This window comes from Streptomyces sp. NPDC127119 (assembly GCF_042677425.1).
Taxonomy (GTDB): Bacteria; Actinomycetota; Actinomycetes; order Streptomycetales; family Streptomycetaceae; genus Streptomyces.
This window is the reverse complement of sequence record NZ_JBHXTO010000016.1, coordinates 17,793-31,987: the sequence shown is the minus strand read 5'-3', so window position 1 is coordinate 31,987 and position 14,195 is coordinate 17,793. Positions and strand designations below refer to the sequence as shown.

General features: G+C 72.8%; 10 protein-coding genes. 1 reads left to right on the top strand and 9 read right to left on the bottom strand.

Features of this window, described 5'->3' with window-relative positions; all coding sequences use genetic code 11:
* Positions 1–208 precede the first annotated feature (208 nt).
* Complete coding sequence (locus ACFVH5_RS10560) at positions 209–1,858, top strand: phospho-sugar mutase (protein WP_385833158.1); 1,650 nt, start codon at positions 209–211, stop codon at positions 1,856–1,858.
* A 55-nt stretch (positions 1,859–1,913) separates the two neighbouring features.
* Here the strand turns inward: ACFVH5_RS10560 and ACFVH5_RS10555 are convergent, their stop codons facing one another.
* The 9 genes from ACFVH5_RS10555 to pstA form a co-directional block, all read right to left on the bottom strand.
* Positions 1,914–2,723 carry a hypothetical protein gene (locus ACFVH5_RS10555; RefSeq protein WP_385833204.1) on the bottom strand — a complete coding sequence of 270 codons (810 nt, stop codon included), beginning with the start codon at positions 2,721–2,723 and terminating at the stop codon, positions 1,914–1,916.
* Positions 2,724–2,898: 175 nt separating this feature from the next.
* Positions 2,899–3,819, bottom strand: coding sequence for a hypothetical protein (locus ACFVH5_RS10550; RefSeq protein ID WP_385833157.1), 921 nt, complete (start codon positions 3,817–3,819; stop codon positions 2,899–2,901).
* Positions 3,816–4,682 carry a phosphate ABC transporter ATP-binding protein PstB gene (gene pstB / locus ACFVH5_RS10545; RefSeq protein ID WP_385833156.1) on the bottom strand — a complete coding sequence of 289 codons (867 nt, stop codon included), beginning with the start codon at positions 4,680–4,682 and terminating at the stop codon, positions 3,816–3,818. Before pstB ends, ACFVH5_RS10550 begins: the two co-directional genes overlap by 4 nt.
* Before the next feature lie 32 nt (positions 4,683–4,714).
* Positions 4,715–5,617 carry a sortase gene (locus tag ACFVH5_RS10540; RefSeq protein WP_385833155.1) on the bottom strand — a complete coding sequence of 301 codons (903 nt, stop codon included), beginning with the start codon at positions 5,615–5,617 and terminating at the stop codon, positions 4,715–4,717.
* A 146-nt stretch (positions 5,618–5,763) separates the two neighbouring features.
* Positions 5,764–7,200: a hypothetical protein gene (locus ACFVH5_RS10535; RefSeq protein WP_385833154.1), complete on the bottom strand. Its 1,437-nt coding sequence runs from the start codon at positions 7,198–7,200 to the stop codon at positions 5,764–5,766.
* Positions 7,201–7,363: 163 nt separating this feature from the next.
* A complete protein-coding gene (locus ACFVH5_RS10530) occupies positions 7,364–8,332 on the bottom strand; it encodes a hypothetical protein (protein ID WP_384800076.1) in 969 nt (322 codons plus the stop codon).
* Positions 8,333–8,553: 221 nt separating this feature from the next.
* A complete protein-coding gene (locus ACFVH5_RS10525) occupies positions 8,554–11,070 on the bottom strand; it encodes a hypothetical protein (protein ID WP_385833153.1) in 2,517 nt (838 codons plus the stop codon).
* Positions 11,067–12,776, bottom strand: a complete 1,710-nt coding sequence (gene pstS / locus ACFVH5_RS10520) for a phosphate ABC transporter substrate-binding protein PstS (protein ID WP_385833152.1) — start codon at positions 12,774–12,776, stop codon at positions 11,067–11,069. The genes ACFVH5_RS10525 and pstS overlap by 4 nt, the downstream gene beginning before the upstream one ends.
* The gene (gene pstA / locus ACFVH5_RS10515; protein WP_385833151.1) at positions 12,773–14,119 is read right to left on the bottom strand and encodes a phosphate ABC transporter permease PstA; all 1,347 of its coding nucleotides are present in this window, start codon (positions 14,117–14,119) and stop codon (positions 12,773–12,775) included. Before pstA ends, pstS begins: the two co-directional genes overlap by 4 nt.
* Positions 14,120–14,195 lie beyond the last annotated feature (76 nt).

The window sequence follows — 14,195 nt, the reverse complement described above, 5'->3', positions numbered from 1 at the left end:
CCCGCGGACAAACCCATCGGCCGGGGCGCAGCCCCGCCGCCGAGGGGCGCGGGGAACTGCGCGGCCAGCCCCCACCGGCCCGCGGACGAACCCCGGCAGCCCGTCCGGCGTTCGAGGACCCGGGGGCCCCGGGGGCCCGGAGGCAGCGGCCCCCGAGGGAAACCGGGGTACACCACCACGTACAGACGACGAAAAGAGGTCGACCCTCGTGCAGGACGAACTCATCGCCCGGGCCACGGCATGGCTGGCCGAGGACCCCGACACGGACACCCGCGAGGAACTCGCCAAGCTCATCGACGCCGAGGACACCGCGGAGCTGACCGCCCGCTTCTCCGGCACCCTCCAGTTCGGCACGGCAGGCCTCCGCGGCGAACTGGGCGCGGGCCCGATGCGGATGAACCGCGCGGTCGTCATCCGTGCCGCCGCCGGCCTCGCCGCGTACCTGAAGGCGAAGGGGCGGACGGACGGCCTCGTCGTCATCGGCTACGACGCCCGTCACAAGTCCGTCGACTTCGCCCGGGACACCGCCGCGGTCATGACGGGCGCGGGTCTGCGCGCCGCCGTGCTCCCCCGTCCCCTCCCCACGCCCGTACTCGCGTACGCCATAAGGCATCTGGGCGCGGTGGCGGGCGTCGAGGTGACGGCCAGCCACAACCCCCCGCGGGACAACGGCTACAAGGTCTATCTGGGAGACGGCTCCCAGATCGTGCCCCCGGCGGACGCCGAGATCGCCGCGGAGATCGCCGCGGTGGCGCGCCTCGCCGACGTCCCGCGCCCGGACTCCGGCTGGGAGACCCTCGACGAGGGCGTCCTGAACGCCTATCTGGAGCGCACGGACGTGGTGCTGGCCCCCGGTTCCCCGCGGACCGCCCGCACGGTCTACACGGCCCTGCACGGCGTCGGGACGGAGACCCTGCTCGCCGCGTTCGAACGGGCCGGATTCCCCGCGCCCGTCCTCGTCGCCGAGCAGGCCGAGCCGGACCCCGACTTCCCGACCGTCGCCTTCCCCAACCCGGAGGAGCCCGGCGCGATGGACCTCGCCTTCGCGAAGGCACGCGAGAGCGACCCGGACCTGATCATCGCGAACGACCCGGACGCGGACCGCTGCGCCGCGGCCGTCAAGGACGGCGGGAGCGGCGACGGGGGCGGCGACTGGCGCATGCTGCGCGGCGACGAGGTCGGCGCGCTCCTCGCGGCGCACCTCGTCCGCCGGGGCGCGCGCGGCACCTTCGCGGAGTCGATCGTCTCGTCCTCCCTCCTCGGCCGCATCGCCGGGAAGGCGGGGCTGCCGTACGAGGAGACGCTGACGGGCTTCAAGTGGATCGCCAGGGTGGAGGGCCTGCGGTACGGCTACGAGGAGGCGCTCGGCTACTGCGTCGACCCCGACGGCGTACGGGACAAGGACGGCATCACGGCGGCCCTCGCCATCACGGAGCTGGCCTCGGAGCTGAAGGCGGAGGGCCGCACGCTCCTCGACCTGCTGGACGACCTCGCCGTCGAGCACGGGCTGCACGCCACGGACCAACTGGCGGTCCGGGTGGACGACCTCTCCGTCATCTCCGACGCGATGCGCCGGCTGCGCGAACAGCCGCCCACGCACCTCGCGGGCCTGTCCGTCACCAGGACCGAGGACCTCGCCCTGGGGACGGACCTGCTGCCGCCCACGGACGGTCTGCGCTACACGCTGGACGGCGCCCGTGTCATCGTCCGGCCCAGCGGTACGGAGCCGAAGCTGAAGTGCTACCTGGAGGTCGTGGTGCCGGTGGACACACACGACGGCCTCCCGGCGGCGCACGCGAAGGCGGCGGAGCTGCTGGCGGAGATCAAGCGGGACCTGTCGGCCGCCGCGGGCATCTGAAGGGCCTGACGGACCGGCGCCACCGGAAGTGCCGGTCCGTCACGCCTTCACCTCCTCAGAGCCCGTACCGGCTCTTCAGGTGGCGCCAGAAGTCGCGGAGCATCCACTTGTCGAACTCGGTGATCTGCGTGGCGCTGCCCGCGTTCATGAGGAAGCAGCACTGGCCCGTCGGCGTCCAGTCGTAGAAGTCGTCGAGGCCGAAGGTGTGGCCGACCTCGTGCAGATAGATGTGGATGTCCTCCTGGGACAGCGCGCCGGTGAAGTACTCCTGGCCGACGCGCTGGCCCCAGTCGCCGCCCGCGCCGCCCCCGAAGCCCTTGGTCAGCCAGAGGGACTGGTCGTAGTGGCGGGCCGCGCCGCCCGGACACTTCGTGTAGTTGCCGTCCTGGTGGAAGAACCGGCCGCAGTCGGGCGCGCACTGCGGGGCGCCGCCGCTGTCGAGGTTTCCGGCGTAGATGTCGACGGAGTTGTCGGTCCACTGGAGGGTGGAGCGGTTCTTGACCGCCCAGCCGACGACGTTGACGGGCACGCTGGTGTACGGCCAGGCGTTGTGGCCCGTGCCGTTGTCCAGCATGGCCGCCGTCCACTTGCCGAACTGCTTCTTCAGGGCGGTGTGGATCTGGTCCCGCAGGGCTGTACTGACCGGCGCGTCCGACTCCCAGCGGACGCAGTAGTTGATGCTTCCCCGGTTGGCCATGACCTGGTCCCAGCCGTAGTTGCGGAAGCCGTAGAGGTCGGGGTAGGTCGTCGAGACGTGGTTCCACACCTCGTTGAGCGGCTGCACCAGGTTCGCGGGCGGGTTCCACTGGTCGGCGGCCTGCGCCGGGGCGGCCCGTGTGAGGGGCGAGGCGGCCAGCGCCACCAGCGCGACGAGGACGGTGACCAGACGCGCCAGGCGCCTGCGGGGCCGGCTGAGCCGAGGGTGGTGCGGACGTCCGCGCACGGTGAACTCCCTGGGTGGGGGACGAGATTTCCCCCTGAGGTCGCCACCGGCACGGGTTCGGGTTGCCCACCCCGCGCACCCGGCTCGTACCGGGGAGTCAGACACGCATCAGGTAGCTGAAGCCCGTGTCCGGTCCCACGCAGGACTGGAGGGTGAGGTCGCCCCAGTACAGTCCGGCCGCCGGGGCGCCGCGGCCGGGCGTGACCCAGGTGGCGTACACGCGGTACGTCCAGGTCCCGCGCGGGGAGCGGACCGTGACCGTCGAGCCGACCGGGAGCGTCGCGAACCGGTCGAAGCCGCAGTAGTCGTGGCCGACGAGCACGGCGGTACGCAGCCGGTAGCCGTCCTCGGTGCCGAGGGCGGGGCCGGTCCACTGGACGGCGTCCCGGCAGGCGTCGACGGCGTCCTGGCCGCCGCGGACGACCCGGGCGGACCAGTCCCCGATGGTGACGACCGTGTCCTGGCGGGCCCTGTCCGGGGTTCCTGGACCGACCCGCCCCTCGGCGGAGGGCGAGGGGGCTTCGGTGGTGGGCGGTGCCGTCGTCCGGGGCCTCGCGGAGGCGGGCCGGGACAGGTCGGGGCCCCGTACCGGGCCGGTGGCCGTCGGCGGCGGGGTGCCGGTGGCGGGGGCCCGGGGCGGGGTGGACGAGGGGGCGGGCCGGTCGGCGGGCGGGCCCGGTGCGGGGGCGGCCCCCGTCGTCGCCGGACCCGCGTCCCCGGCCGTCCGGCCGCTCGCGCCCGGCGCTGCGGCAGGCCCGTTCCCGCCGGCCGGGGCGCAGGCGGCCGGCGCGAACAGCAGGGCGAGCAGGACGGCGAGCAGCAGGCCGAGCGACCCGGCCGGGGCCGGCGACCGGGTCACCGATCCGGGCGGGGCCGCCGCTTCACGGCCGTACGCACGGGCGCGGGAGGAGGAGGGGGCGGCGCGGCGGCCGGTACCGCCGTCGGCGGGGGCGGCCTCGAAGCCGTCGCCGTGACGCCATGCCCGGAGCAGCCGGGTCGCCCGAACCGCCCGGTTCACCCGAACCGGCCGTTCACGTAGTCCGACGTCCTTTCGTCCCGGGGCGAGGCGAACATCGCGTCCGTGTCCCCGTGCTCCACGATCACGCCCGGGGTGCCGTGGGACGCCAGGAAGAAGGCGCAGGTGTCGGAGACGCGCGCGGCCTGCTGCATGTTGTGGGTGACGATGACGATCGTGACCTCGGTCCGCAGTTCGGCGATGGTCTCCTCGATACGCCGGGTGGACGTCGGGTCGAGCGCCGAGCAGGGCTCGTCCATGAGCAGCACCCGCGGGCGGACCGCCAGCGAGCGGGCGATGCACAGGCGTTGCTGCTGTCCGCCGGAGAGCGCGCCGCCGGGCTGCCGCAGCCGGTCCTTGACCTCCTTCCACAGTCCGGCCTTCGTCAGGCACTCCTCGACGAGGTCGTCGCGGCCGTCCCGGGACGCCTTGATGCCGTTGAGCTTCAGGCCCGCCAGGACGTTGTCGTACAGGGACATCGCGGGGAAGGGGTTGGGCTTCTGGAAGACCATGCCGATCTCGCGGCGGGCCCGGGTGATACGGCGTCCGCGGTCGTAGATGTCCTCGCCGTCCAGCAGGACGCGTCCGGCGAGCGAGGCCGAGCCGATCAGCTCGTGCATGCGGTTGAGGATGCGCAGGAAGGTCGACTTGCCGCAGCCGGAGGGCCCGATGAGGGCGGTGACCTGCCGTGCGGGCATGGTGAGCGAGACCCGGTCGAGGACCTTGTGGTCGCCGAACCAGGCCGAGACGTCCTCGGCCCGCAGGTCGGCGGGCCCGTGCCCGTGTCCCTGCCCGTGCTCCGGCCCGTCGGCGGTCCGCGGCTGGACGAGGGTGGCGCCGGTGGTACCGGTGGTGTCTGTGGACATGGGTACGTCAACTCCCGTACGGGACTGGGGGTTCAGAGGACATTGGGGAGCAGCGCGGTGAGGGCCGCGGAGTCGGCGAGACCGAGCGCGGTCAGTACGGGCGCCGCGCAGATCCAGGTCTGCCAGCGGCCCCACACCCGGTACAGCCAGACGGCGACCAGCGCGGCGAGGAGCAGTCCCTGTGTCCACAGGAAGACGGCGAGCCACGCGTCGTCCTGGCCGGCGAGCGCCTGTTCGGACGGGTCGATCCAGCCGGAGCGGATGGCGCGCGGCGGGTTGGGGCGGATGTCGGAGACGAGTTCCGCGTCCACCCGCAGCAGACCGTCGGGCGTGTAGGGGGCGCCCTTCGCGGTGATCAGGGTGAGCCGTCCCTGGCCCTGGCCCAGCCGGGCGGGCAGTTCGTCGCCCGCGTGCCGGACGCCGGTGACCTCGTACACGGATCTGCCCTGTCCGGTGGTCAGTTCGACGCGGGTGCCGGGGGCGAGCTGGTGCAGGTTGTTGAAGGGGCTGCCGTAGCCCCACTGGCGGCCCATGAGGACGACCGTGCCCGCCTGGCCGGGCAGCGGGGTGTCGCGGCGGTGGCCGGGCCCGGACATCAGTACGTCGGCGGTGGTGCCCTCGGCGACCACCTCCTTGAGGCCGAGCACGGGGATGCGCAGCAGGGCGACCGGCGCGCCGAGGGCGAGCGGCCGGCCGTCGTAGGTGCGCTGGCCCACCGGCGCGGTGCCCAGGGCGAGTTGCTGCCGCAGGGTGTCGTACGCGGTCTGCTGGTCGCGGGAGTGCTGCAGATGTCCGACGATCGTGAGGTTCGCGGCGAACCCGAAGAGCACGGCGGCCAGTACGCACAGCGTGGCGCCGGCCAGGGCGAGTCCTGGCCGGGCGGGCGGCCTCGGGGCGGCGGGCGGTGTCGGGGGTGGTGGGGCCGGCACGGACACGGTGGGTGCGCTCCTCGGGCGGTGAGCGGGTGCTGAGCGGGTGGAAGGATGCGGCGGACGGACGGGACGGGCGGGGTGGGGCGCGGTCCCGGGGCGGGGGTCGGCGGCCCCGCCCCGGAGCCAGGTCGTGGGTGCGCGCGGGCTCGCTAGAGGTGGTTCGGGGTGTCCCCGAAGGTCAGCAGGCCCTTGCGGCGGACGTGGACGACGAGGGCGGCGCCCGCGCAGAGCAGGGCCAGCGCGGCGAAGCCGACGGTGCCGACCTGGGCGCCGGTGGCGGCCATGCTGCCGCCGCCCGTACCGCCGCCGGAGCCGCCCGTGCCACCCGCGGTGCCCGTGTCGCCGGACGTGCCGCCGTCGGTCCCGCCGCCCGTGTCCGAGCCGGTCTCCGAGTCACTGGGGCCGGGCTCGTCGCTCGGGTCGGCCCCGGCGCCGGTGGTGAAGGCGAACGCCACGCTGTGGCCGTCGGCCTTGTCCTCCGCGAGGGTCAGCGTGTGGTCGCCGTCCGCGATCTTCTCGGGCACGGTGAACGCGTAGTCCGTGACGGTGCCCTCGGCGTCCGCCACCGCGTCGGTGTACTTCTCCTCGCTGTCGGCGAGCGTGACCAGCACCTTGGCGTCCTTGGTGTAGCCACGGGCCGTGATCTTCACCTTCTGCCCGGCTTCGAGGTCCGGGACGGCCTCCAGCACGGTGCCGCTCTCGTCGGTCACTTCGAGGTCGGCGGGGACGGTGGGGCTGGGCGAGGTGTCGGTGGGCGTCGGGGTGGGCGTGGGCGACTGGTCCGGCGTGGTGATCTGGACGGGCTTGACGGCCGTGGACGTGCTGAAGGCGTCCGGGTCCGCGGGCGTGAAGGTCGCGGAGTAGAAGTGGTTGCCGGCGGTCGCGGGCGCGGTGACGGTGACCTCCGCCTTACCGTTCGCGACGTCCGCCGTGCCGACCGGGACAGGCTCGGAGTCGTTGGTGGCGCCGGTGTAGGCGAAGGCGACGCTGCCCGCGGCGGCGGCCGGGGTCAGGGTGGCCGTCAGCTTGAGGGAGCCGCCGACGGGGGTCGCGGGGCCGTCGAGCGCCACGGTGGTCGTCTGCGTCTGGACCAGCGTCCAGGTCTCGCCGCTGACCTGGACGATCGCGCTGAAGGCCGGGACGTTGTTGGTCAGTCCGGCGCCGCAGGCCAGGGCCAGGGAGTACTTGCCGTCGAGGGAGCCCTCCGCCACGTACGAGCGCAGCTGGGTCTCCACGGTCGCGGTGCCCGGGGTCAGCGGGACCGTGAACGGGGCCGTCTTGGAGATCGTGTCCGCCGAACTGCTCTTGGCGAGCTGCTTGCCGACGGTGGTGCTGCCCGGCTTGAGCAGCCACAGGAACATGGCCGTGGGGTTGCTGGTCTCGGGGCAGCCCGCGTCCGTACTGGCGGAGGCGGCGCTCAGCGGGGCCTTGATGCTGCCCGTGCCCGGCTCCAGCGTGAACTTCCCGGTCGGGGTGACCGCGTGCGCCTGGCCCACGAACGCGAGCACTCCGGAGAGCGCCCCCATCAGCAGGGCGCAGCACAACAGCAGGGCGGCGGGCGATCTGAGCGGTGTCTGGCGGTTCATGTGGTGTCCCCCCACAGGGTTCGGTCCGGGTCGAGTCGGATAGTGGTCGGAGTCGGGGTGGTCACGGGTCGGGGCGGTCGTCGACAGCCGGGGCGGATACGCCGCGGGGCCGGGCACCCTCGGGGTGCCCGGCCGTTGTGCGTTCAGGTCATGGCGCCGGTGGTCAGCGCTCGCCCTTGAGGTCGGGGTCCGTGGTGTCACCGCAGTTGGCGATGACACCGAAGCCGTAGAGCTGGATGGTGTCGGCGTCGTTGCAGACCTTCGAGCCGGAGCCGGCGAACGTGGACGCGATCGTCGCGTTCGACAGCTTCGAGGTCGGAACGACGTTGTAGACGTCGCGGTTGTAGGTGAAGCCGACGTTGAGCGTGCCGTCCGCGTTCACCGGAGTGGAGCCGTTGATCTCGCCGAGGACCGTGGCGCCGTGGCGGTCGTTCACGATGCCGCCGGTCTGCGCGATGTACTGGGCCACGGAGTACGGGGCGATGTCGCCGGCGGTGTCCAGCGCCTCGCCGTTGTGCTCCTGCATCGAGCCGACGCAGGCGCCGACCGCGGACTCGGCCACACCGATCTTGCCGAGGAAGAAGGTCCGGGTGCCGGAGTTGGTCTGCGGCAGCAGCGGGGTGAGGGTGACGCCGTCGACCGAGGTCAGCGAGCAGGTGTAGATGTCGTGCAGCTGGGCCGTGGTGAGGTCCGGGACGGCCAGGGCGCTGTCCTCGCGGACGGCGACGGTGACGGCGTCCTTGGCGAAGGGGATCCAGGTGAGGTCCGTGGTCGAGGTGTCGGCGGGACCGCGGGAGGAACGGGCGAAGTCGAGGCAGCCCGTGCCGGTGTCGACGGCGTTGCGCAGCGCGTCGATGCCCGCGGAGGAGCCGTTGGGGCGGTTGATGACACAGCCGGTGGCACGGGTCTTGACGGTGGCCGAGCCGGTGGCGTCGTACGAGGCGACGGTGTTGCCGCCGTCGACCGAGTCGCCGAGGCCGTTCACGACGTCCTGGGTCGTGTCGGAGCCGGCGCCGGCGAGCACCCGGAAACCGTTGGAGGGATCGGCCACGGCCGGGGCGGCCATGGCACCGACGGCGAGGGCGGTGACTCCGACAACGGCGGCGATACGTGCACGGGACTTGACGTTCACAACTGTTCTCCTCCGTCAAACGCATTGCATTTCCCACCGACCCGGCGGCCGGCCACGGCAAACAATTCCGCATTTCCCTTCGGAGCGGCCACCACATCCAGCCGCCCATTGAGTTAATAAAGCATTTCCAAGGTGACACCTGGGGAATTCGGCGATGGATGACGGAATTCCCGGAACCGTCGAGCATTCGAACCGTCGAACGTCGGGTTCCGGGAGATCCGTCAACCGCCCGCGGGCACCCGCCGCGCGGCCAGCCGCAGCATCACCGGTCCGGCGAGCGCGGCGGCACCGCCCACGGCGAGCACGCCCAGCAGGACCCACCGGACGACGCCGATCACCTCCGAGGGGGTGAGCCCGCCGGACGCGGCCACGTTCTGTTTCGCCGGGTCCTGCGGTGCGACGGAGGGCCTGCCGGTGTCCGTGGCGTCGGGACCGACGCCCGCGGACCCGCCGGAGCCGCCGGAGGCCGCGGCGCCCCCGGCCGCCGAGCCGGCGCCCTCGCCGGAGACCGTCCCGCCGTCGCCGCCCGAGCCGCCGGAGCCCTCCGCGGCCTGGTCCTGGCCGCCCGGGGTGCCGGGCGGGTCCGGCGCCGTCCAGGTCTCCAGGGTGGTCGCCGCCTTCAGCGCCTGGGTGCGCAGCGCGGTGGGCAGCGGGGCGTAGCCGTACGGCAGTTCGCCGCGCGCGGTGCCCTGGGTCTGTCCGGCGCCCGCCGCGTACCGGATCACCTTGGCGTAGTCCTGGCGCGCGTCCTTCGCCTGGTCCACGGACGAGGCCGCGTAGACGACGGCGGTGAGCGGGTAGGCGCCGTCGTCCGCGGTGGCCGGGTCGGGGGTCCTCACGCCGGCGACGGCCGAGTCGGGCATCCGGGCGACGGCCTTGAGCATGGCGTCCGGGGTGGGTTTCACGAAGGTGCCGTCGGCGTTGGGGAGGGCGGCGACGTCGAGCTGGTAGCGGGTGCTGGACGCCGCGTCGACGATCCCGAACTCCCGTGCGTTGGTGGCGGCCGGCCGTTCCCCGCTCAGCTTCCAGCCCGCGCCGGACTGCGCGCACAGGTACAGCTGTCCGCCGTAGCCGTTGCGGACCTTCTGCGCGGCGTCGTGCATGTCGTTGGTGTAGGGGACGAGGTCCGTGCCGTCGAAGGGCAGGGAGTTCTCCGGGGTGCCGCAGGACGCCTTGGACGTCGTCGGGTCGGCCTTCGGGAAGTAGTCGAGCGGGGTCGCGTCGAGGTCCATGTCCTGGTACGACCTGTTGACTTTCGTTCCCCACGGGTCGGCGGTGCCCGCGAGGAATTCCCGGGCGTCCTTGTTCTGCTGGACGTAACGCCAGAGCACGGTCGCCATGTCGGAATTCTCGGTGGAGAGGAGGAGTCCCCAGGGGGAATAGGTCCTGCCGCTCGCGGCCGGGAAATCGGGGTTGAGCTTCTGGAATTCCGGGTCGGCGCCGATGCTCTCGGGATTCGCCTTCAGATAGTCCGGCAGGTAGTCCGCCGTGGCGACGCTCTTCCGGTACGACTGCGTGAGCAGTTTGGCGAGGAGGCGCTGGTTCAGCCGTACGTCGTGCAGTTGGCGGTTGGCGATGTACGCGCCGGATCCCTCCCCCACCGTGACGTCGTACCGCCAGTACAGGCCGACGGTGAGGCCGCTGATCGCCACCGGCGCCTGCACGACCGGTGGTCCGTCCTCGGCCGGCTCGACCGGTTGCACGGTGAAGCCGAGTCCCGGCGAGGTGTCGCTCGGCGCGGTGACGCGTTCGCGGGCCTCGCCCTCGCCGGACTGGGTGAAGGTGAACCGTCCGGCGCCGGAGCCGCACAGGGCGCTCTGCCACGAGGTCATGGCGTCCGTGATCAGCTCGGAGCCGATGGTGCGCCGCTCGGCCCGGTCCTGGGAGCAGGTGCTGCCGACGGGCAGGAAGTCGAGCGGGAAGACCAGCCGCTGGTTCCAGTTCGTCCGGCTCAGCGCGGAGCTGCGTACCGAACCGCTGTTGCCCTCGGTGCCGTTGGTCTCGTGCTCGCCGCGGGGCACGACGACCAGCCAGCAGGGCCTGACCGCGCCCGCGGCCGTGGTGCGCGCGCCGCAGCCCAGGTGGGGCGACTCGACGGACGACCGCATCTCGAAGACCGTCTCGCCGTTGCCGTCGGAGTCGTTGGGCAGCCAGGTCTGGGAGTTGGTGTCGAGGCTGTTGAAGTAGGTCCAGTCGGTCCCGGTGGTGGTCGCGGCGCCCTCGACCGGCTTGAAGGGGACGAAGGCGATGTTGTCGGCGTCCGTCGCGTGGTCGGTGTCCAGCGGGTCCCGGGTCGGCGAGACGAGCCGCCCGCCACCGGCCGGCGCGCCGTCCACCGCGCCGAACTCGCACTGGGTGCGGTCCGGCCCCCGGTCGGCGTCGTCGCCCCAGCACTCCATGATCTGCAGGTAGTTGTTGTACGTGGCCCCGGTGGGCGCCGCCCGGCCGCCGGTCCAGGTGACCCGTACGCCCTGCCCGCGCAGGTTCTTCGTCTGGTGGACCGTGACCTTCAGCTTCGAGAAGTCGTCGTACGGTCCGGCGGACCCGGTCTTGGTCACCGCGGAGTTCCCGGCGGAGTTCCCGGCGCTCGCCGCCGTGGCGCCCTGCGGCAGCGGCACCAGGGCGAGCAGCAGGGCCGCGAGCAGCGAGCCGAGGCCCGCCGCGACCCGCCCGCGCCCGCCCGCGCCGGTCCCGTCGGGGGCCGGGCCGCGCCCGCTCGTGCCTCGTACGGATCTCATGCGGTCTCTCCCTTGCGGCGGGCGCGGGCGGACAGCAGGCGCGAGGTGAGCGGTGGGCCGACGACCACGGCGAGGAGCAGGACCGCGGAGAGCGCCATCAGCGCGCCGCGCATGCCGAACTGCTGTCCCGAGGCGAGGCTGACGGGATTGGCGACGACCGCGTTGTCGCCGAGGCCGGTGCCGTCGCCGCTGACGACTTCACCGGTGTCGGGGTCGACGGCGGTGCCGCCGGTCGTGGTGGCCGCCGCCGACTCCTGGGCGTCCGGGGTGCCGTCACCGTCGCTGTCGGCACCGCCGCCTCCCGTACCGCCGGTGCCGCCCGTACCGCCCGTGCTGCCCGAACCCCCGGTCGCGGAGCCGCCGTTCGCGGAGCCGCCGCCCTGGGCCGCCGGGCTGACCGGGGTGTCCGCCTTGGCTCCCGCGGTGCCGTCGGAGCACTGCTTGGAGCCCTTCCTGTCGCAGTCCTTGGGCTGGGGGGCGTTCTCCAGCAGGGTGTTCTTCCCGCCGGAGAAGGTGGGGTTGCGGCAGTCGCCGATGTCGATGGAGGAGGTGGGCGCGCCCGGCACCCGGCGGACCTGGTCGAAGCCCGCCTGGACGAGGTTCTTGGGCAGCGGCGAGTAGCCGAGTTCCTCCGCCTGCTGCTGGCCGTCGCAGAGGAAGTACCGGGCGAAGGTGCCCAGCGACTTGCCCTTGGCCTCGTTCATCGGGTTCTTGTCGCCGCCCACCGAGGTCGGCAGGATCATGTAGCTGTAGCTGGAGAGCGGGTACGTCCGCCTGTCGCCGTTGCGGTAGACGCCGTCCAGGATCTGGGTGAGGTAGTTCGCCGAGTTCTTGTCCTGGTTGATCCGGGCGCCGGTCAGGGCCACCGCGACGCTGGAGGCGGTCGGCTCCACGTAGTAGTTCGCCTTGTTGAGCACCTTGGCGACCGGGAAGCCGGTCTTGATGGCGTACGAGTACTCGACGTACGTGATCGAGCCCTCCGCCTGCGGCTGCCGCACGAAGCCGGAGACGCCCAGCGAACCGGACTTGGCGATCGTCGAGGAGCCGGACAGGACCGGGAAGTACGAGGTCATCCCGCACGAGCCGCCGCGGCCGGTGCGCGCGCAGAAGTCGTTCCAGACGGAGCTCTGTTCCTTGGCCAGCCAGGTGGTGAACTGGGCCGTGGTGCCCGAGCCGTCGGAGCGGACGACCGGGACGATCCGGCGGGCCGGGAGGGTCAGACCGGGGTTGTCGGCACGGATCTCCGGGGCGTTCCACATGGTGATCGCGCCGGTGAAGACCTTGGCGAGCACCGGCCCGGAGAGCCGCAGGTTGGTGACCTTCTTGCCGCCGATCTTGAGGTTGTACATGAAGGCGGTACCGCCGGCGACGATCGGCATGTACGCGTAGCCGCGGCCCGGCGGGGTGTCGGTGACGCCCTGCTCGGTCAGCCCGTACGGGATCTCGGAGACCGCGAAGTCGACGACGCCGTTGCGGAACTGCTCACGCCCCTGGGAGGAGCCGACGGCCTTGAAGTTGACCGTCATGCCGAGGTTGGCGGAGATGTTGCGCCGCCACTGGTCGAGGGCGTTGGAGCTCCACGTCGAGCCGGAGCCGGTGATCTTCGTGTAGGAGGCCGCCTCGGCGACCGGCGGACGGACGGCGAGCAGTGCGCAGAGCAGCGCAAGACCCGTCACACAGAGACGGAAGGCGGTTGCGGGTCTCACGACGAACTCCTCGGATCCTGAGCCGGCTTGCGGAGGGAGGTGCGGGGCCCGGGCCCCGGCTCCCGGTGGGTACGGGTCTCTTGCCGGGCACGGCCGTCCTGCTGGACACGGTCCGCTCGGGGCGTACGCGTCCCGAAGCGCCGGGCGTCCTTGCGGGAGGCGAGGACCCGGCGGTGCTGCTGGCGGCGGGTCAGCTGCCCCGGGCCGCGCCCGCCGATGCTCCGGGCGACGACGAACAGGGCGAGCACCACGACGAGCAGCGTGGCGGCGGCGCCGAAGCCGCGGGCGATCATGTTCGGCTCGGGCGACTCGACGAGTTTCAGCGCGGCCAGCGGCAGCGACACCATCGGGTCGGAGAACGCGTTGGCGTTGAACTCCGCGCCGAAGCCCGCCGTGATCAGCACCGGCGAGGTCTCCCCGATACCGCGGGCCGTGCCGAGGATCACCGCGGTCGCGAGGCCCGAGCGGGCGGTCGGCAGCACCACGTGCCAGACCGTGCGCCAGCGCGAGGTGCCCATGGCGTAGGCGGCCTCGCGCAGGGTGCCGGGGACCAGGCGGAGCACGACGTCGGAGGCGCGGATGATGATCGGCAGCATCATCACCGAGAGGGCGAGACCCGCGGCGAAGCCGGACTCCGGGAAGCCCAGGGTGAGGATGACCGTGGCGTAGACGAACAGCCCGGCCACGATGGACGGCAGCGCCGTCATCGCCTCGACGATCGTCCGGACGAACCGGGCGTAGCGGCCGGGCACCTCGTTGAGGAAGACCGCGCAGACCAGTCCCACGGGGACCGTGATGATCAGTGCGATGGTGATCTCGATCAGGGTGCCGGCGATGGCGTGCTCGATACCGCCGGTGCTGAGCGGTTCGAGGGGGCCGGCCAGCCGCATGTCCTCGGTGAAGAAGTTCAGATGGGGCAGCGCCCGGCGGCCCTCCCAGAGGGTGTACGACACCACGAAGACCAGCACGCTCAGGAGCAGCGCCCCGAGCGAGCGCACCACGGCGGCCGCGATCCGGTCGGCCACGGCGGGCCCGTCCTCGTCGAAGGAGACGAGCAGCGCGTACAGCCCGAGGAAGAGGGCGTACGCGACGACGACGAAGCCGACCGCCCCGTCGAAGGGCAGCAGCCTGGCGAAGAGCAGCCAGGTCAGGGCGAGCGCGGCGGCAGCGGCGCCCGTCATCGCGTACACGTCGGTGGCCCGCAGCTGCGAGACGGAGCGCCGGGGTTCACCGCCGGGCGCGGCGGCGCGCACGGCGGGCGGCAGGGTGGTGCGGGGCCGCGCGGAGGCCTGGTCCTGGTCCTGATTCTGGGTCTGGTTCTGGGTCTCGGGGGCTGCGGTCATCGCCGTTCTTTCCATCGGGGACACAGGTGGCCGCGCCATCGGGAGGCCGGTCGGTGGGCCGGGCGGGCGGTCGTCG